20 protein-coding genes and 1 tRNA gene are annotated in these 16,778 nt (G+C 45.7%); 9 read left to right on the plus strand and 12 right to left on the minus strand.

The features are described 5' to 3' along the window. Positions 1-6: 6 nt before the first annotated feature. The 9 genes from N7386_RS06515 to N7386_RS06555 form a co-directional block, all read right to left on the minus strand. Entirely contained in the window at positions 7-1,191 is a 1,185-nt protein-coding gene (locus tag N7386_RS06515; protein ID WP_279767549.1) for a class I SAM-dependent methyltransferase, read from the minus strand. Then, positions 1,184-1,933, minus strand: a complete 750-nt coding sequence (locus N7386_RS06520) for an SDR family NAD(P)-dependent oxidoreductase (RefSeq protein WP_279767551.1) — start codon at positions 1,931-1,933, stop codon at positions 1,184-1,186. Before N7386_RS06520 ends, N7386_RS06515 begins: the two co-directional genes overlap by 8 nt. After that, positions 1,933-2,898 (minus strand): transketolase C-terminal domain-containing protein, encoded by a 966-nt coding sequence (locus N7386_RS06525; protein ID WP_279767553.1) that lies wholly within the window; start codon positions 2,896-2,898, stop codon positions 1,933-1,935. Before N7386_RS06525 ends, N7386_RS06520 begins: the two co-directional genes overlap by 1 nt. Further along, entirely contained in the window at positions 2,891-3,730 is an 840-nt protein-coding gene (locus N7386_RS06530) for a transketolase (RefSeq protein WP_279767555.1), read from the minus strand. Before N7386_RS06530 ends, N7386_RS06525 begins: the two co-directional genes overlap by 8 nt. Before the next feature lie 47 nt (positions 3,731-3,777). After that, complete coding sequence (locus N7386_RS06535; protein ID WP_279767557.1) at positions 3,778-4,644, minus strand: N-acetylneuraminate synthase family protein; 867 nt, start codon at positions 4,642-4,644, stop codon at positions 3,778-3,780. 72 nt (positions 4,645-4,716) lie between these two features. Then, on the minus strand, positions 4,717-4,962 hold the full coding sequence (locus N7386_RS06540) for a hypothetical protein (protein WP_279767560.1): 246 nt from the start codon (positions 4,960-4,962) through the stop codon (positions 4,717-4,719). Next, the gene (locus tag N7386_RS06545; protein ID WP_279767562.1) at positions 4,962-6,290 is read right to left on the minus strand and encodes a 6-hydroxymethylpterin diphosphokinase MptE-like protein; all 1,329 of its coding nucleotides are present in this window, start codon (positions 6,288-6,290) and stop codon (positions 4,962-4,964) included. Before N7386_RS06545 ends, N7386_RS06540 begins: the two co-directional genes overlap by 1 nt. Positions 6,291-6,339: 49 nt before the next feature. Beyond that, positions 6,340-6,415, minus strand: a tRNA-Arg gene (locus N7386_RS06550). A gap of 55 nt (positions 6,416-6,470) precedes the next feature. Then, positions 6,471-7,637 (minus strand): flagellar assembly protein FlgT, encoded by a 1,167-nt coding sequence (locus tag N7386_RS06555; protein WP_279767564.1) that lies wholly within the window; start codon positions 7,635-7,637, stop codon positions 6,471-6,473. Between the two features lie 239 nt (positions 7,638-7,876). Here N7386_RS06555 and N7386_RS06560 point away from each other — a divergent pair, with 239 nt between their 5' ends. Together N7386_RS06560 and N7386_RS06565 are read left to right on the plus strand one after the other, a co-directional pair. After that, positions 7,877-8,509, plus strand: a complete 633-nt coding sequence (locus N7386_RS06560; RefSeq protein WP_126512808.1) for a FlgO family outer membrane protein — start codon at positions 7,877-7,879, stop codon at positions 8,507-8,509. Continuing rightward, entirely contained in the window at positions 8,506-8,955 is a 450-nt protein-coding gene (locus N7386_RS06565) for an LPP20 family lipoprotein (RefSeq protein WP_011625672.1), read from the plus strand. Before N7386_RS06560 ends, N7386_RS06565 begins: the two co-directional genes overlap by 4 nt. A gap of 102 nt (positions 8,956-9,057) precedes the next feature. On the opposite strand, the gene N7386_RS06570 is transcribed toward N7386_RS06565, so the two are convergent. The 3 genes from N7386_RS06570 to flgA all read right to left on the minus strand — a co-directional run bounded on the left by N7386_RS06570 (position 9,058) and on the right by flgA (position 10,595). After that, positions 9,058-9,483, minus strand: a complete 426-nt coding sequence (locus N7386_RS06570; protein ID WP_011716391.1) for a flagellar protein FlgN — start codon at positions 9,481-9,483, stop codon at positions 9,058-9,060. A gap of 2 nt (positions 9,484-9,485) precedes the next feature. Then, on the minus strand, positions 9,486-9,812 hold the full coding sequence (gene flgM / locus N7386_RS06575; protein WP_011622043.1) for a flagellar biosynthesis anti-sigma factor FlgM: 327 nt from the start codon (positions 9,810-9,812) through the stop codon (positions 9,486-9,488). Between the two features lie 75 nt (positions 9,813-9,887). After that, positions 9,888-10,595 (minus strand): flagellar basal body P-ring formation chaperone FlgA, encoded by a 708-nt coding sequence (gene flgA / locus N7386_RS06580; protein WP_011716392.1) that lies wholly within the window; start codon positions 10,593-10,595, stop codon positions 9,888-9,890. Between the two features lie 205 nt (positions 10,596-10,800). Here flgA and N7386_RS06585 point away from each other — a divergent pair, with 205 nt between their 5' ends. The 7 genes from N7386_RS06585 to flgF all read left to right on the plus strand — a co-directional run bounded on the left by N7386_RS06585 (position 10,801) and on the right by flgF (position 16,774). Then, the gene (locus N7386_RS06585; protein ID WP_011716393.1) at positions 10,801-11,721 is read left to right on the plus strand and encodes a chemotaxis protein CheV; all 921 of its coding nucleotides are present in this window, start codon (positions 10,801-10,803) and stop codon (positions 11,719-11,721) included. Between the two features lie 101 nt (positions 11,722-11,822). Continuing rightward, positions 11,823-12,662 carry a protein-glutamate O-methyltransferase CheR gene (locus N7386_RS06590; RefSeq protein ID WP_011716394.1) on the plus strand — a complete coding sequence of 280 codons (840 nt, stop codon included), beginning with the start codon at positions 11,823-11,825 and terminating at the stop codon, positions 12,660-12,662. A gap of 144 nt (positions 12,663-12,806) precedes the next feature. Then, positions 12,807-13,211 (plus strand): flagellar basal body rod protein FlgB, encoded by a 405-nt coding sequence (flgB, locus tag N7386_RS06595; RefSeq protein WP_011716395.1) that lies wholly within the window; start codon positions 12,807-12,809, stop codon positions 13,209-13,211. 2 nt (positions 13,212-13,213) lie between these two features. Next, positions 13,214-13,630, plus strand: coding sequence for a flagellar basal body rod protein FlgC (gene flgC / locus N7386_RS06600; RefSeq protein ID WP_011622048.1), 417 nt, complete (start codon positions 13,214-13,216; stop codon positions 13,628-13,630). A gap of 24 nt (positions 13,631-13,654) precedes the next feature. After that, the gene (flgD, locus tag N7386_RS06605) at positions 13,655-14,434 is read left to right on the plus strand and encodes a flagellar hook assembly protein FlgD (protein ID WP_126512809.1); all 780 of its coding nucleotides are present in this window, start codon (positions 13,655-13,657) and stop codon (positions 14,432-14,434) included. A 62-nt stretch (positions 14,435-14,496) separates the two neighbouring features. Further along, the gene (flgE, locus tag N7386_RS06610; protein ID WP_086903735.1) at positions 14,497-15,858 is read left to right on the plus strand and encodes a flagellar hook protein FlgE; all 1,362 of its coding nucleotides are present in this window, start codon (positions 14,497-14,499) and stop codon (positions 15,856-15,858) included. Between the two features lie 172 nt (positions 15,859-16,030). Continuing rightward, a complete protein-coding gene (gene flgF / locus N7386_RS06615; RefSeq protein WP_011716399.1) occupies positions 16,031-16,774 on the plus strand; it encodes a flagellar basal-body rod protein FlgF in 744 nt (247 codons plus the stop codon). Positions 16,775-16,778 lie beyond the last annotated feature (4 nt).

A 16,778-nucleotide genomic window follows, 5' to 3' on the forward strand; every position in this document is an offset into this window, starting at 1 on the left:
ACCTTATTAGTTATAAATTTTAATTATGTTTACGTCGTTTCTATAACTGAAAATTCTCTTCTCTATCTCCAGCTCAAAAACTTTTGATGATATAATGATGTTAGACCCGCTTGGTATTTTTTTTATTATCTCTGGCGGTAGTATGTTTATGTCAAAAATGTGTTTTCCTTGCTTTGTTATGCTACCGTCGAAGATAGCCGTTATCGTTAATTTTCCAACTATATTTGTCATTGATAATAGCTGGCTTGTGTGGATGCCTCCACCATAAATATACGTTGGAACGAATATGTTTGATTGTGAAATAATGTTCTTCTCTTTTTCTTTCCAAAAAACATGCTCTCGTTTTAGATATGATGTCAGTAATTTTTTATTCTTTTCCTTAATAACGTCAACGTCAGTATCATAGACTTGTTTTTTATTAACCCCGACTTTTGCTATTATAGTTATCACTGGATAGTGATTAATATTATAATTCTTGGATATATGTATGATGTCATAACCCGATTCCTGTAATATTCTAGATAATGTATCTTCGCAAAAATAATTTAAGTGTTCAAAACTAAGAACTCCTAGAGGTTGAAGATCTTCTCTTTCCCATAACGGAACCTCTATCAACAGTAGCCCGTCATTACTCAGATTTTTTTTAATGTTTTTCAGCACAATATCCGGCGTGTATAAGTGTTCTAATATATGTGTTGCCACAATCAAATCAAATTTATCATCTGATTGATATTCTTCTATTGTGCTAGGGATTACACTAATACCATATTTTTCTGCTGAATAGTTGCGGCTAACTATGCTGGGCTCTATCCCTGTTACTTGTTTTGCTCCCTTTTCTAAAAATCTATATAGTGTATATCCATCAGAACACCCAAATTGTAGTATCTTCTGAGGGAATTTTTCTGAGGACAGTTCTATTAGTGAAAGTAATCTAGTTAAATCTTTCACTTTAGCTTGGGTTGGTTCTCCGTTTCTTTCCGGAGAAACATAAGTAGCAGTATGAGCGTAGTACTTAATCATCTCATCGGGAGCAACAGTTTTTGTTTGCATCACCAGTCCTGAACTCGGGCACACTCCAAATGATATGTTTACTTCGCCTAAGCCCGAAATAAACCAATTGTAAGTAACAACAGGCTCTCCAGTTCTAGCTCCCCAGAAGCTATCTCGCTCAATCATTGCAACTTTATCCAAAATACATCCCCCCATTCATGTTGATGGTTTGCCCGGTCAGATAGAAAGACTCTTCCTGGCAAAGATGTAGTACCTGCTTGGCAACTTCATTGGCATAGGCAAGCCGGCCGGCGGGGATGTTTTTTACTTTTTCTTTGCCGGCCTCGGTGGCTAATTCCCTGGCCGACATTTCGGTCGCCACCAGTCCTATGGCCACCGCCATACTGGCGATGCCCTCTCTTGAATAGATCTTGGCGATGGACTGGGTAAAGTTTATCAGAGCGGCCTTCGACGCCGCATAATGCACTTGGTTAAACCCACCCCATTGGCCGCCAATGCTGGTGATGTTGATGACTCGGCCCCATTGTTGCTGTCTCATGCCTTGCAGTGCTTCCTGCACCGCAATGAAGGGGCCCTGCAGGTTGATACTTAACATCCGCTCCCAATCTTGATCTGTGATTGTGTCGAATGGTTTTTCCTGGGCCAGCGCGCCGTTGTTGATCAGGATAGAGACAGGTAACCGGAAGTGTTCGGTTACCCTCTCCATGGCATCACGAATGCTGGCTCGGCTTTCGTAGTCCATAGCAACGGCCAAGGCCTGCCCACCTTGGGCAGTGAGTTGCTCGGCCAGTGCTTCGGCCTTGTGCCGATTAATGCTGTAGCCAATGCCCACAGCATACCCCAGTTGGCAAAAGCTTGTGCACAGGGCTGAACCTATGCCACCGGCTCCGCCGGAGATCAGTACCAGGCGTTGAGTATTCATTATTTTTCCACCCTTTCAATAACCTGCAATATTTTTGCTTTAATTGATGGTACATCCAGACCATAGAAGGCGGCCAATTCATCTGGCTCACCGGAACGGCCGATTGCATCTTTGAGGCCTATTCTGAACAGGGGGGCTCCTGGATTTTCCGCCAACACTTCAGCCACTGCTGAGCCTAGCCCACCGATTAAGTTGTGATCTTCACAACTGATGATGGCCGAAGTTTCGCGGGCAGCCTGTACTATGATGGCCTCGTCTATGGGGTTAATGGTCGGCATGTGGATCACCCGCACGCTGACGCCCTGCGTGGCAAGCTCTTGGGCTGCCGATAAGGCCCTGTGTGTCATGACACCACAGCTGATTAAGGTGATGCTGTAACCTTCGTGGAGCACTCGGCCCTTACCGATAGTGAAATCCGGCTCTTGGGTGAATACATTGGGGCAGGGACTGCGGCCGGTACGCATATAGGCTGGTCCAGAGTAGCTGAGCAAAGCCTTGGTTGCTGCCTGAACTTCCCAGGCATCACAAGGAGACAGCACCAACATCCCCGGCAGAGCGCGCATACAGGCAATATCTTCAATGCATTGGGCTGAGGCGCCATCCGGGCCCACATCCAGGCCCGGATGGCTGGCAATCAACTTAACGTTCTTTTGTGAGTAAGCAATCGACAAGCGTATTTGCTCGAGCCCACGTAGCATGAAGGTTGCGAAGGTGGTGACAAAGGGTTTGTAACCCACTGTAGCCAATCCGGCCGCGACCCCGACCATGTTTTGTTCGGCAATACCGCATTGAATGAAACGTGTTTCATGTTGGCGGCGGAAGTGGTGGGCGCCAGTACCACCGGCGACATCGGCATCCAGCACCAACACCATGGGATCCGTGACCGCGCACTCAGAGATTGCTTTACCAAAGGCTTCCCGCAGCGAATCAGATTGCTGGCCTACCAGAGTTGGGGTGTTAGACATTGTGGTACTCCTCCAGTTCGGCCAAGCTACAACCCAGGGAAGTCATGGCATCCGTATATTGTTGTTCAGACAGGGTGGCGCTACCGTGCCACAGCGGCATGTTCTCCATAAAGTCGACCCCCTTACCCTTGAGGGTATGGGCTATCACCACCTTGGGCTGAGTCGATGTTGGATCTGCCGTAAGCGCGGCCATCAGTTGCTGGTGGTCGTGACCATCGACTTCGATAACTTGCCAGCCAAATGCCTGCCATTTATCCGCTAGGGGCTCGATATTACAGATTTCGCTATTGCAGGCGTCACTCTGCAGTTTGTTGTAATCCAGGATGGCTGTGAGCTGAGACAAACCATGGTGACCGGCAAACATGGCTGCTTCCCATACTTGGCCCTCCTGAAGTTCGCCATCACCCAGCAGGCTAAAGACCCTGTTGGGGCTGTTTTTCAGCTGCAGGCCTTTGGCTATACCTGCTGCGACAGAAAAGCCTTGCCCCAGAGAGCCCGTACTCACATCCACCCACGGCAGGTGTTGCACGTCGGGATGCCCTTGCAGAGGCGAGTCTATACCTCTGAGGGCCTTTAATGCCGCAGCTTCAACCAATCCCTTGGTGGCAGCCGCAGCGTAGAGAGCCGGAGCAGCATGTCCTTTGGAAAGGATGAAGTAGTCGTCACTGAGTCTGTCTTCGTTGGTGGTATTTGATGACATCACCCGATGAAAAAGTACAGTCAAAATATCACTGCAGGACAAAGAGCCGCCCGGATGTCCCGATCTGGCATGATAGATGGACCAGATAATGTCTTTACGCACTTTGAGTGCAATTTGTTCAGTCGTTGTCATGGCACATACCCATAGGGTTCTCAAATTTAAAATAATCTCTGTATTTATTAGCCATTAAAGCTCGGCCGTATGTTGCGCAGTGGCCTCAAGCCATCACTGGGGTCTGCACGCCAATCTCTGTCAGCGGCTTCACTGGCCATAAATTGCTTTTCGGCCGAGCCATCAATAATGCTGTTAAGGCGGAAATCGCGGATGATGGGTGCCATCTGTTGTGGCAACCAGCAATGACCGGCAGCGTATTCGGCGCCGGTTTCATCCAGGTCAATGTGAAATTCGATGCAGTCTGCCCGCCAGTGGTGCAGGGCACGTTGGATAACGGCCGATGATACTGAGTGATCGGACCAACCCACCTTGACGCCGTAGCGCTCTCTGAAGGCGCCAATCACGGCCAGGTTACAGTCACTTTTTGGGGTAGGGTAAGCAGAGACACAGTGCAGCAGGGTGATGTCCTGGCAACCTGCTTGCAGCAAAACTTCAATGGCATGGTCGATTTCATCGAAATTGGCCATACCGGCAGACAGCACTACCGGCTTGTTCGTTTGGGCACAGGCGACAAGCAGGTCATCCCACAGCAGCTCATAGGAAGCAATTTTAAAAAAGTCGACATAGGGTTCCAGCTCGCTGACGCCTGCAAGGTAAAAAGGGGTGCAGGAAAACTGTATGCCCTGTTCATCGCAGCATTTTTTTAGCTCCGGCAGAAAACTGACGGGCAGCTCCCACTCTTTACGTTTACGATGCATTTCACTCTTAGATAGAATCTCAGGCGCAAAAAGTTCTTCTATTTTAAATAGTTGAAACTTAACCGCATCACAGCCTATTTCAGCGGCTGTTTTGATAAACTCAATACAGCGTTGTAGGTCCCTATGATGATTACTGGAGACTTCAGCGATAAAAATGGGTGAATGTTTAGTCATAGTGGCTCACAAAATGGCTTTAATAACCTATATAACGGCAAGTTAGAGATAAGCTTTATGTCTGTAGTATTTTCAGGTACTGATTAAGGCTATTAATTCATACTCTAAGTAATCTGCAAGACTGAGCCAATCATGTTGTTCTTGAGCTTGCAGCATTGATGGCAGAATTTGTTGGAAAGCAGCCAAATGTGTTATCTCTGAATTGGATTTTTCTATAATTTCTAGGCAGTTACGTAGTTCTACTGAAGCTTGAGCTTCTTTACCTAGACGGAATAAATGTGCCGTTTGGCGAAGAGAGTCTTCAAGATTTAATCGCATTAGATAAGTTCCTTATATTGAGATCCACGAATTCTAGCCCCTGATAAACTCGCTTGATAAAACTTAATTTCAGGATGTTGACCGATATAACGTTCTAAATATCTCAGGTAGGCACGTAGATTAAGATCTGTTGCAACTCGTTGTCCTTTGCCATTAATTAGCCAGTGTTTTGCATCTTTTACTTTTTGACTGACTGCATTGACCCAAATTTTTTCATTTACTTCAGTTTCATTAAAATGATGGTCATTCCAAAACGCGTGACTTTTGTTATGACAATAACAAAAGTCACATCCCAATAATGTAATCTCTTTTGCTTTTAATTTTACGGCTAAGTCTATGGCGGGGTGGATCACGCTGCCACTCGTGAATAGTCGAAGCTTAGGAGTGGAAATTGCCAAAGAATCATAGAGTGGACTTGTGCCATAGGCAATATATCTCTGACCTTGCCACGCCGCGAGTATTTCAGGACTTACTCGAGGAAAGTACACAAGATCAATATGATGAGTCAAAGCTAACGGCAGATGATATTGCCCAATTAATCCATCAATACAGACAACTATATCTGGTTTTATATTATGGTGAAGCAAGCCTCGTAATGCGGTATCTGCTGCGATAACGGTTGGTCGATTAGATGACACGGTAGTTATTTTTTGTAAATAACTATAATGCTCTTCTAATGAAGGGCCAGACCCGATAACAATCGCTTTATAATGATTATGCTTCTGAACTAATTGCAAAGCATCGGGATCGGTGGAGATATAAAACTGATTATCATTGAAACGTTGTAATATCGCCGGATCATTAACCTGATGTCGCTGATTAGAAAAACTACGATTCAGCTCTAACACTAAGAGGTCTCTTAAAGTTGCATTTTCATCGCTAACAAGTGTGAGATCTGGTGTGATTGATATGTTGGGGTAGTTAATTATGGCACTTGGAAGTGCATTTAAGGTGATATTTGGGTGGCTTAACCATTCCCTTTGGTCTGTATAAGAAATTAGAAGAGCAAAAATACTCAGATTTAAAATACACACTTCAATAGTTTGGTATTGTGGATTATCCGTTAATAGACTCGGTACATCACCCATTCCCACGCCATAAACCGTTACTTGGCGAGCATTTGGGGGAAGAGTATCAATAAAAAGTTGTGCTTCGGCGATGCGGTCGTGACGACTACTGAGCTGAATGCCATTAACACTGATAGTTTGGTTTTGGCCTTGAACTAAGTGCGCATCAAGTTGATCTATTGATTGGCTTTTGATCGCAGCAGCCACAATCGGCCAGCGTTTGGTAATAATATGTAGATTATTGGCAAATAGTTCAGTCATTCCGTTTCCTCGGAAGCTTTTGTTATTTGATATTACCGACATCACTATCTGGTCTCTCCACAGGGACTCGAACCCCGATCGGCCGCTTAGGAGGCGGCTGCTCTATCCTGTTGAGCTATGAAGAGACGAGAGTGATTATACTGGTTTTATCTGTGATTAAAAGGCTTATGATTTAGTTGCTTAAATCTTAATCGCGATGTCGTTTATCTGTACATTGTAAACTGCATTTTGGTCAACGAGTACGGCTGTTGCACTTTCTTCACTCACTTGTTCAATTTGCACTGTTGCTCGGCTTTTGGTAGCAATGGCACGCATTTCATTGAGTCTATCTGGTAAATTGCGTTGTAACACCACTTGGAACTTATCGCCAACTCTAATGCCATGTTTTCGGCCTAGGTTGAGGATAATCCGGTCTCCTTGACGACTGACAACTTGCCCAAGTAGTGGTCTACAGTTGAGCGTGTTATCAATATCGCGAGTCGCTTCTTGCAGCAGTTGGCTGATATTTTTGCCGTAGGATGAACGCCAAAATCTATCACTATTGGGGGCAACAATGGCTTGTTCCTCAAATTCCCACCGAGCCGATGTGCTGTAGGTTTTGTTCCATACTTCTTCACCGCTAATGCCGTGATAAAGGCTAAGCTTTAATTGGAACTGCCTTTGTGGCGCTTCATCCCACCATCCCATAAAGGTGGCTTTTACTGGCTCGGTTGAAATATCAATAATTTGCGGTAATAAAATGTATTGGCTATCGGTAATTTCACTCAGCCAACTCGGAAGTCTATAGCCGCGGATATCGACCAATTCTTGTGCGATATCAAGCCGTTCTTTGGCATGGATATGGCTAAAACCAGTAGATGAGTAGCCATCAATACTATTACCCAGTTTCTCGGAGATGACTTCTTCAAATCCCGATAATTGTCCGTAGCGTAACTGTGCTCGGTCTTTTATTTGCGCTTGGGGAATTAAGATGGCGGCCTTTAATTGGCCTGCCGGGCATTGCTGGGTTGGATCATCATTGAGATCGAGCCTGAGGGATACATAGATTTTATTGCCTTGAATACGCTCGCTCACCAATTGAATGCTAATCGCCTGGGCATAACGATTAATCGCAAAGCTGTTTTGCGTTAAGTTGCCGTTAGTCGTTTGCTGTTCGCTGGTGATTTGGATACCGGTACTGAGCGTGGCATAACTCACCGCTTGATTGATGGCTTCTTCACGTGCTTGGGCGATGTTGCCATTGGTGATCACCGCTTCTCCACTGGCCTCGACCCATTCGGCGTTTGCCTGTGCAGCAAATAGCAGTAGGCTGCTGATTATGAGCAAGTTCTTTCTTAGTATGTTCATCAATAAGCCCTTAACTAAAATTGCTAGGATGAGTCAGTTTACTGGCGGTGCTTTATGGCTCCAAGCAAATTGTATGCCTGATTTATCGTGGTATAGGGATAAAGTTATCAATAGATTTGTCGATAATCTGAAGAGTTCATTAAGCGCAATATTTTGACTTGGTCTAATACTTGCTTGCTTTATGGCAAAGATTGCGGCTCCCACTGGGCCACATTGATACTGATGACGAGGTTACTTCTATGCTTAAGCGTGCATTCATTCCTCTGGCACTGTTAGTGCTGGTTGGGTGTGCGACTAAACCCGTGGCACCGCCCAAACCTAGCTTAGCTGACGGCAATGGTTTGCCGCCTACGGCGACAATTAATCATCTCGCGCAGCGCATTGTGACTGAGCTAGTCAAGCAGAATGATGCCTTGCGTCCCGACCAACCTATCGTTGTTGCCACGCCTGTGTTAGTGGGGAATTTGAGTAGCACCAATGCGCTGGCGCAGCAGCTCCAGCAAGGGCTCATGACGTCTTTGCATAGCTTTATGTTTAATGTGGTGGATTTGAATTTAGGTGATGGGCTGAATGTGACGGCTGATGGCGATTTTATTTTGACGCGCGATTGGCAAAAGCTTTCGACCAACTTACCCGTTGACCATATTGTGGTATCGACGATGAGTCCCACGACTAATGGCATGGCAATCAACACACGAATTGTCACCCTGAGTAATAACCGTGTGGTCTCAGCCTCTCAAACTTATGTGACCCAAAAAGAGTTGAGTAATTACATGCAGCCTTCAGAGCAAGTTATCTCTCAGGATGGGATTTTATACCGCCAGTCGAGCCCTGGTATGAATGAAGTGCGAGTGCTAGGAGATGGAAAATGAAACGCTACCTATTCATTGTTGCGGCGCTCCTACTAACAGGGTGTGCTGCCAAAGATAAATATGTTCAGTGGGAAGATGTACCGCCAAGCAGTTTTCCTAAGCTGACGGCCATAGGTTATGCCCCGCTTGCGACTCAACCGGCTAAAGAGCAGTCCCAACGAGTATTGATGGCGATGCAGGCCTCAAAAATTGTGGCTTATCGTGAACTGGCTGAACAAGTGTATGGACAAAAGATCACCGCCAATAGCAGTGTCAGTGATTGGATGCTGACAGATGACAATGTTAAAGCTTCTGTGACTGGGGTGATCCGCGGCGCGAGAGTGGTAAAAAGCTATCCGGCAGGGGATCACTATGTCACTGAGTTGGAGCTTGATTTTGCCAAGGTATGGCAAATTTACCAACAGCAGAGCCGCCCACAAAGAATTAAAGACGTTACCTATTTTTAGCACTAGGGCAGGGTGACTAGTCCTTGCAGTACCAATAAACAAAAGCCGCACTCAGTTTTAGCGCGGCTTTTTTTATATCCCGTTTACTATTTACTGCTCGACTTATGCTTTTAAATCATTGCCTAAGCTAGAAAGGGTCGAAGTTCTGCCTTTATCGTTATAAGTCAGAGTGGTCGCGTTTCGGCTCGCCTGTAAGGCTTGGGCAAAACGGTTTAGACTCGCCAAATTCATCTCGATGAGACTGGCATTTTGAGCGTTAAGATCCTTACATTCGGCAAGGGCCTCTTTTACGGCGGCCATTTTATGGGATAGTTCTACTTGCGAGGAGAGTAAGGATTTATCGCTGTGATTGGCCAGTAAGTCATCGTTGGCCTTGAGTTCTTGCAGGCATGTTGATTTTTGCTCCGCAAGCGATAAAAGCAAATCGGCGTTTTGGTCAACCAAAGCGCCTTTTTCCTTAAGAATAATCTGTTTAAGAACAGCCAAATGGGCGTGTTGTTGATCTACCAGTTTAGCTATTTCTGTCATAGTTACTCTTTATTGAGGTCATTCAATTCAGCTTCGAAGCTGGCAATGTTGGCCGCCAACTTTTCGGGATCAATTTTATAGCGACCTTCGGCAATCGCTTGCTTAATTTCAGCGACTTTCTTTTGGTCGACTTCAGGTAGGCTGGCCATTTTGGTTTGAGCTCCTTGTAGCTGTTGAGCTTGAGCCGTAATGACAACAGAGTCACCTTTTTGTTGAGTCGATTTGGCCGCAACCTGAGTCGATTGCTCGCTTTCACTGCTCTTTTTAGTACTGTTTGAACGGACTTGCGCGGCCGCTCCGGCGTTAAATTTGCTAATATCAATTGCCATTTTAGGCTCCAGCGTCGTGTATACGGGATTTCTTAACTGGGGTATCGGCAGCCCAACGAAAAGCTTTAGCTTATTTTACATTCTAACTTCGACTTCGCCAATGGCTGTGACTATAGCATCTAGTTCCTTGTTTGAGCTGCTATTTTTGACCCTAATTTGGTCACCAATATTACCATCTTGCAGTGCTTCACCCACGGTTTTTAGCACAAAATTACTGGAACGGACATAAATCGACACTGAATCATTCTTACAGACAAAGCAAAGGTTGTTGGCAAAAATGGGAAAATTTTTGGCAACACGGCGTTTAACCCGTACGCCTGAAAGTTGGCTGGTATCGCTAAATTGCATTCCGCGTAAACTATTTTGATCAATATAACGGATTTCAACCTGAGTCGGACTGATTAACTCCCCTGGCGCCAGTGTTTCGCTGGCAACGACCACAGGGAACAGAATATCAACACGCACCGACATAAAAATCTGCCAAGGGTAGGCCAAATCAGGTGTATCACAGCTGACTTTTACTGTGTTGTTGCGGCTGATTTCCCTATCGGATGCTAGTTCAACTTTTATTGGGGATGCGCATTGTGCTGGCAGTAGTCGGTTGTCGATAGGTTGGGGAGCGATTTCCACTTTGGCATTCGCTGGCACTGAAATCTTTTCATTAATAAGGGCTTTAGCTAACTCTGATATCGCCGATACGCTAGGTACCTCGGGAGCTGCATTGGCCGCCGAGGTGAGAAATAATGCGATAACACATAAAAAATATACTAAATTTACTTTCATAATGAAGAGACTAGCTTGTAACGCCAGAATGCACCTATACTTTTATCAAACGTGAAACTGTCCTGTGTCGTTAAGGCCAAAATTTCGTGTCAGAAGTTTGACTCAGTTTCAACTATGGTTATGGATAACAAGACGCAAGCAATTAATATGCCTATACTCAAACGAGTTTTATGGCCGTACATAAACAGAACAACAAGGCAGAGTTATGTCGAGTATTCTTGATTCAGTCAACAAACGCACCCAACTCGTAGGTCAAAACCGACTAGAACTATTGCTATTTAAGTTGAATGGTCGTCAACGTTTTGGGATTAACGTATTCAAAGTGAAAGAGGTTCTGCAGTGTCCACCATTAACGGCCTTGCCTAAACTTAATCCCTACGTCAAAGGGGTGGCACATATTCGCGGAACGACCATTTCAGTGATCGATTTAAGTGCCGCAACTGGCGGACGTCCGCTCGCGAGTACCGAAAATTGCTTTATTATCATTTCAGAATATAACCGCAGCGTGCAAGGTTTCTTGGTCAGTTCAGTTGAACGTATCATCAACATGAATTGGGAAGCTATTATGCCGCCACCGCAAGGTGCTGGCCGTTATTCCTATTTGACGGCGGTGACTGAAATTGAAGGCGAGTTAGTCGAAATTCTCGATGTTGAAAAGATTCTTGATGAAATCTCCCCAGTAAAAACCGCGATTAGTGAAGAAGTCAATGAGCAGCTCACTATCGATAGAAGTCAGCATTATCACATCATGGTGATTGATGATTCGGCTGTGGCTCGTAAACAGATTATTCGCGCGTTGGAATCATTAAACTTACAGATTGATACGGCAAAAGATGGCCGCGAGGCATTGGACAAGTTAAAGGCGATTGCTGGTGAAATGAACAATGTCGCCGAAGAGATCCCATTAATTATTTCTGATATCGAAATGCCTGAAATGGATGGTTATACCTTAACGGCAGAAATCCGCGACGATCCAAAACTTAAGCATATTAAGGTCGTTTTACATACCTCACTCAGCGGCGTGTTCAACCAGGCCATGGTGCAAAAAGTAGGCGCCAACGACTTTATCGCGAAATTCAATCCTGATGAATTAGCGGCAGCAGTGAACAAGCATTTAAGTTTGTAGTGAAAGTGTGGGTTAGTGCCTAGTAGCGCTTTACGCTATAATCTAGCCCTTATTACATGATTGTTGGCACTTATTTGGGTGCTTGCTATAGGATCTAGGACGTGAATGTGCCTGACAAATCACTCGCTGAAGCCGAATATAATCAATTTAGGTTGTTCCTAGAACAACACAGCGGCATCGTACTGGGGGAAAATAAACAATACCTAGTACGTAGCCGTCTTGCTCCCTTGATGGGCAAATATAATCTGCCTTCGTTATCCGATGTGGTAAAACATTCGATGAAGCCCACGGAGCGAGCCTTACGGGCAGAAGTGATCGACGCCATGACTACCAATGAAACCTTATGGTTTCGTGACCGTTATCCGTTTGAGTTGCTCAATAATGTGTTGTTACCTGAATACAGTAAGTTGGGGCGTCCATTAAAAATATGGTCCGCTGCCTGCTCGTCTGGCCAAGAGCCTTATTCGTTGGCAATGACTATCTTAGAATATCAACAGAAGAAGCCGGGAGCTTTGCCGGGCGGCGCCTCGATTCAAGCAACCGATCTTTCACCTTCGATGTTGGAACGTTGCAAAAATGCCGAATACGATAGTTTGGCGCTAGCGCGTGGTTTATCCGAGGAACGTAAGCGCCAGTTTTTTGATGCTTTGCCCTCTGGCAACATGCGAGTTAAGGATAACGTTAAGCGTTTAGTCAATTTTCGCGCCCATAACTTACTTGAGAGTTACACCTTACTCGGCAAGTTCGACATTATCTTCTGTCGAAATGTGCTGATCTATTTTGCCCCAGAGGCAAAAGCAAAAATTTTGCGGCAATTCGCTGCCGCTTTAAATCCGAAGGGCATACTCTTTCTCGGCGCGTCAGAGTCGATTGCGGGTCTGACGGATGAATTTGATATGGTTCGTTGCAACCCGGGTATCTATTACCAGAAAAAGACTTAATATTATGATATTAAATAAAAATTACCGACATGAGTCGGTAATTTTTTACCCCGTCAAACCCCTTTTCTACACATTTCTGATAGTTTCTGTTTTTTGGCACATGAATTGCTTTGTTCCCGTGAGAGTCACGATGGAGGCAATTTTATGGCGATTAATTTTGATAAGGCACTAGGTGTGCACCAATTTACTTTGGGGATACGTGCCGAGCGTGCCGAAGTAATTTCAAGCAACATCGCAAACGCCGATACGCCACATTATAAAGCCCGTGACGTCGATTTTTCTGCGGCCTTAAATATTGCGAAAACCCAGCAACAGCAACGCAATAGCCTTGAGATGACAGGCGATGAGCAGCATTTTGGCCTCGCACAGTTAACGGGACAATACGTGAAGTTCCGTGTGCCAAATCAGCCAGATACTGGAGATGGCAATACAGTGGATATTCAACAGGAACAGTCGGCATTTATGCAAAATGCGCTCGAATATCAAATGTCTCTGGGATTTTTGGACAGTAAGTTTAGCGGCATGAAAAAAGCGCTGAGAGGGGATTAATCATGAGTTTATTTAGCATTTTTGATGTGGCAGGCTCCGGTATGTCAGCCCAGTCCGTCCGACTCAATACCACGGCGAGTAACATCGCTAACGCCGATTCTGTTTCTAGCAGTATTGATAAAACTTACCGCTCACGTCATCCCATTTTTGAAGCTGAAATGGCGAAAGCGCAGAGCCAACAGCAAGCTTCTCAAGGTGTTGCAGTAAAAGGCATTGTTGAGAGCGATAAACCCCTATTAAAAGAGTATTCGCCCGATCATCCGATGGCGGATGCGGATGGTTTTATTTATAAGCCGAATGTGAATGTCATGGAAGAAATGGCGGATATGATTTCTGCCTCTCGCTCATATCAGATGAATGTTCAAGTCGCAGAAGCCGCAAAATCTATGCTGCAACAAACACTTGGGATGGGTAAATAACATGCGCGATTTAGGAGGTAAGCTGTGAGCCTCATTAACCAACTTAGCCAGAATACGGCTCAGACGACTCAAGCTAAGAGCCAATCGAATACGGTGGCGACTAATACCACGAGCACAACGAGTACATCAACCGGCAATCCATTTTTAGATGGGATCCGCTTGCCTAGCCAATCGGTTGTGCCAGAAGCTAAGAGTCAACAGCTGACGCAGGAAGACTTTTTTTCATTACTCAGTCAGCAGTTGTCGATGCAGGATCCGTTTAAGCCCGTCGACAACGACCAGATGATTGCACAAATGGCATCTTTTTCTACCGTGGATGGTATTTCAAAGCTCAATGATGAGATTGTTAATTTAAACAGCGTGATGACATCGAGTCAGGCGCTGCAAGCATCGGGATTAGTTGGACGTAAGGTGTTGATCCCAACCGATACCGGCAATGTGTCAGTCGAAAGCCCCACCCTGAGTGGCGTGGTGAGTACGCCAGACAAAATTCCTGTGATTAACGTGCGTGTGCTAGATGATAAAGGCCAAGTGGTTAGCACCTTTAACATCGATGGCAGTGATGGCGGCAACATCCCTGTGACATGGGATGGTCTGAATGAAAATGGTGAGCCTGTTAGTGCCGGCAATTACACCATTAAGGCCAGCGGTCTTGTTGATGGAGAATCTCAAGAGCTTGCCGTTTCGACCTATGCCCATGTGACCAGTGTTTCATTGGGCACAGCAAGCACTGGGGCGATTCTGAATCTTCGCGGTGGTGCAGGTATTAAGCTCTCTGATGTGCTCGCGGTATCAGAAACCTAATTTGTCAGTATTGAGTTGGACCTGGGTCCTTAATTGAATTGAGTGAAATGTAGAGGTGAATTATGTCGTTTAACATTGCATTGAGTGGCATTTCTGCTGCACAGAAAGACTTAAACACTACCGCGAACAACATTGCGAATGCTAACACCATTGGCTTTAAAGAATCGCGTGCTGAATTTGCGGATGTTTACGCTAATTCAATTTTCTCTAACTCTAAAACCGCCGTCGGTGGTGGTGTGGCAACGAGTCAAGTGGCACAGCAATTCCACCAAGGTAGTTTGCAGCTGACTAATAACTCCTTAGATTTAGCGATCAAAGGGGGCGGCTTTTTTGTGACGGCTTCTGAGATTGGCACCCTAGATCATCAGTTTACCCGTGCAGGTGCATTCAAAGTCGATAAAAATAATTATATGGTTGATTCTGCAGGTAATTACCTGCAAACCTTCCCAGTTGATAAAGATGGTAATTCGACATCGGTCAGTTTAACGACGGCTAAACCTGTGCAAATTCCTGATACTGCTGGCAGTCCAGTTCAGACTGAAAACGTGACTCTGCAGATGAACTTAAATGCGAAAGAAGGTTCACTCGATCCTGCTGCCTTTGACCCGCTGGACTCTAAAACCTACAACAGTGTGACCTCCATGACGATTTACGACTCACTCGGTGAGCCGCATATCATGACCACCTATTTTGTGAAGCCAAACAACGGCTCTTACAACGGTGAAAACAACTGGGTTGCCTACTACGCAATTGATGGTAAGCAAGTGGATGTGTCTGGTCCTGCGGGGACTTATCAGACGGATACCAATGGCGATGGTACGGCTGATGGTACAGAGACAGCCCAAACCACAGGCGGTTGGAAAGGTTCGGTGTTGAAGTTTAACTCTGTCGGTGTGTATACCGGAAGCGATCCTGCGGTCGTGACGACTGAAGCATTAGGCGTGGGTGGTGCTGGCGTGTTAGGCCCAGGTGCCGATGGCACTCAAGATGTGACCATTAAGTTCAATGCACCTACTCAGTATTCGGCTCCGTTTGCGGCCACCGAATTAACTCAAGATGGTACGACAGTGGGCCGTTTAACCAACGTTGAAATCGGTGAAGATGGTTTGATCACCGCCAGCTACTCTAACGGTTCAACCGTGCCATTATCCCGCGTTGCCTTAGTGCGTTTTGCCAACGAGCAAGGTTTAACTCAAGTGGGTAACACCTCATGGAAAGCCAGCCTTGAGTCGGGTCCAGCGCTCGCGGGTGAACCCAACAGTGGAACCTTCGGTAGCATCAGCTCTTCGGCATTAGAGCAGTCCAACATTGACTTAACGACTGAGCTGGTGGATTTAATTTCGGCGCAACGTAACTTCCAGGCTAACTCACGTACCCTCGAAGTGAACAACACTCTGCAACAAACTGTACTGCAAATTCGTTAAGCTGATTTACTCCTTCTCTAAGTGTTGCCGATGGCGGCAACACTTAGCCTCTTTTGGCGTTGTCGCCATTTCCTCATAATCTTCTCCCAATTTATCAGTAAATTAGCCATTAATTTTATTGGCATGATGCTTGCTTTGCTATTGTCAGGTTGAAAATTTGACGGAGCAGTCTGTGGACAAATTCCTCTACATATCCATGAGCGGAGCTAAGCAAAACATGAATGAGTTGGCGTTGCGTGCCAACAACTTAGCCAACGCAAATACCGATGGATTTAAGTCGGATATGGCGCAAGCCAGATCGATGCAAGCCTTTGGTGAAGGATTACCGACAAGGGTCTTTGCCATGGTTGAAACCCCCTCCGCCAATTTTCGTTCGGGCCCGATTAAATCTACTGGACGCGATCTTGACGTTGCCATTAAAGGTGACGGTTGGTTTGCCGTGCAAGCACAGGATGGTAGTGAAGCTTATACCCGTTCTGGCAGTCTCAGTTTTGACTCAACAGGTTTATTGCATAACGACCGTGGTAATCCCGTGATGGGTGATGCCGGACCGATAGTGTTACCGCTGCCAATTGAAAAGGTCACTATTTCACAGGATGGGATTATCTCTGTTCGTCCTCAAGGTGCGACGACAGAAGTCGTCGAAGAGGTCGGAAGATTAAAGTTAGTAAACCCTGGCAATGCACAAATGATGCGCGGCGAGGATGGGTTGTTCCGTTTGGTATCCGGTGATCCGGCGCCTGCCGATCCCAGTGTATTTGTAGAAAGTGGTGCTGTAGAGGGCAGTAACGTCAATCCAGTGGATGAGATGGTGTCCTTAATCGACCTACAGCGACAATTTGAATTGCAAGTGAAGATGATGAAAACCGCGGAAGAAAATGACCGCGCTTCATCTTCATTAATGCGGATTAGTTAGGAGA

Origin of the sequence: Shewanella sp. GD04112, assembly GCF_029835735.1 — a bacterium.
GTDB lineage: Bacteria > Pseudomonadota > Gammaproteobacteria > Enterobacterales > Shewanellaceae > Shewanella.

Excerpts from the sequence above, each read along its gene's own strand:
- N7386_RS06520 (WP_279767551.1), bottom strand. The coding sequence starts at position 1,933 with ATGAATACTCAACGCCTGGTACTGATCTCCGGCGGAGCCGGTGGCATA.
- N7386_RS06525 (WP_279767553.1), bottom strand. The coding sequence starts at position 2,898 with ATGTCTAACACCCCAACTCTGGTAGGCCAGCAATCTGATTCGCTGCGG.
- N7386_RS06530 (WP_279767555.1), bottom strand. The coding sequence starts at position 3,730 with ATGACAACGACTGAACAAATTGCACTCAAAGTGCGTAAAGACATTATC.
- N7386_RS06535 (WP_279767557.1), bottom strand. The coding sequence starts at position 4,644 with ATGACTAAACATTCACCCATTTTTATCGCTGAAGTCTCCAGTAATCAT.
- N7386_RS06540 (WP_279767560.1), bottom strand. The coding sequence starts at position 4,962 with ATGCGATTAAATCTTGAAGACTCTCTTCGCCAAACGGCACATTTATTC.
- N7386_RS06545 (WP_279767562.1), bottom strand. The coding sequence starts at position 6,290 with ATGACTGAACTATTTGCCAATAATCTACATATTATTACCAAACGCTGG.
- N7386_RS06555 (WP_279767564.1), bottom strand. The coding sequence starts at position 7,637 with ATGAACATACTAAGAAAGAACTTGCTCATAATCAGCAGCCTACTGCTA.
- N7386_RS06560 (WP_126512808.1), top strand. The coding sequence starts at position 7,877 with ATGCTTAAGCGTGCATTCATTCCTCTGGCACTGTTAGTGCTGGTTGGG.
- N7386_RS06565 (WP_011625672.1), top strand. The coding sequence starts at position 8,506 with ATGAAACGCTACCTATTCATTGTTGCGGCGCTCCTACTAACAGGGTGT.
- N7386_RS06570 (WP_011716391.1), bottom strand. The coding sequence starts at position 9,483 with ATGACAGAAATAGCTAAACTGGTAGATCAACAACACGCCCATTTGGCT.
- flgM (WP_011622043.1), bottom strand. The coding sequence starts at position 9,812 with ATGGCAATTGATATTAGCAAATTTAACGCCGGAGCGGCCGCGCAAGTC.
- flgA (WP_011716392.1), bottom strand. The coding sequence starts at position 10,595 with ATGAAAGTAAATTTAGTATATTTTTTATGTGTTATCGCATTATTTCTC.
- N7386_RS06585 (WP_011716393.1), top strand. The coding sequence starts at position 10,801 with ATGTCGAGTATTCTTGATTCAGTCAACAAACGCACCCAACTCGTAGGT.
- flgB (WP_011716395.1), top strand. The coding sequence starts at position 12,807 with ATGGCGATTAATTTTGATAAGGCACTAGGTGTGCACCAATTTACTTTG.
- flgC (WP_011622048.1), top strand. The coding sequence starts at position 13,214 with ATGAGTTTATTTAGCATTTTTGATGTGGCAGGCTCCGGTATGTCAGCC.
- flgE (WP_086903735.1), top strand. The coding sequence starts at position 14,497 with ATGTCGTTTAACATTGCATTGAGTGGCATTTCTGCTGCACAGAAAGAC.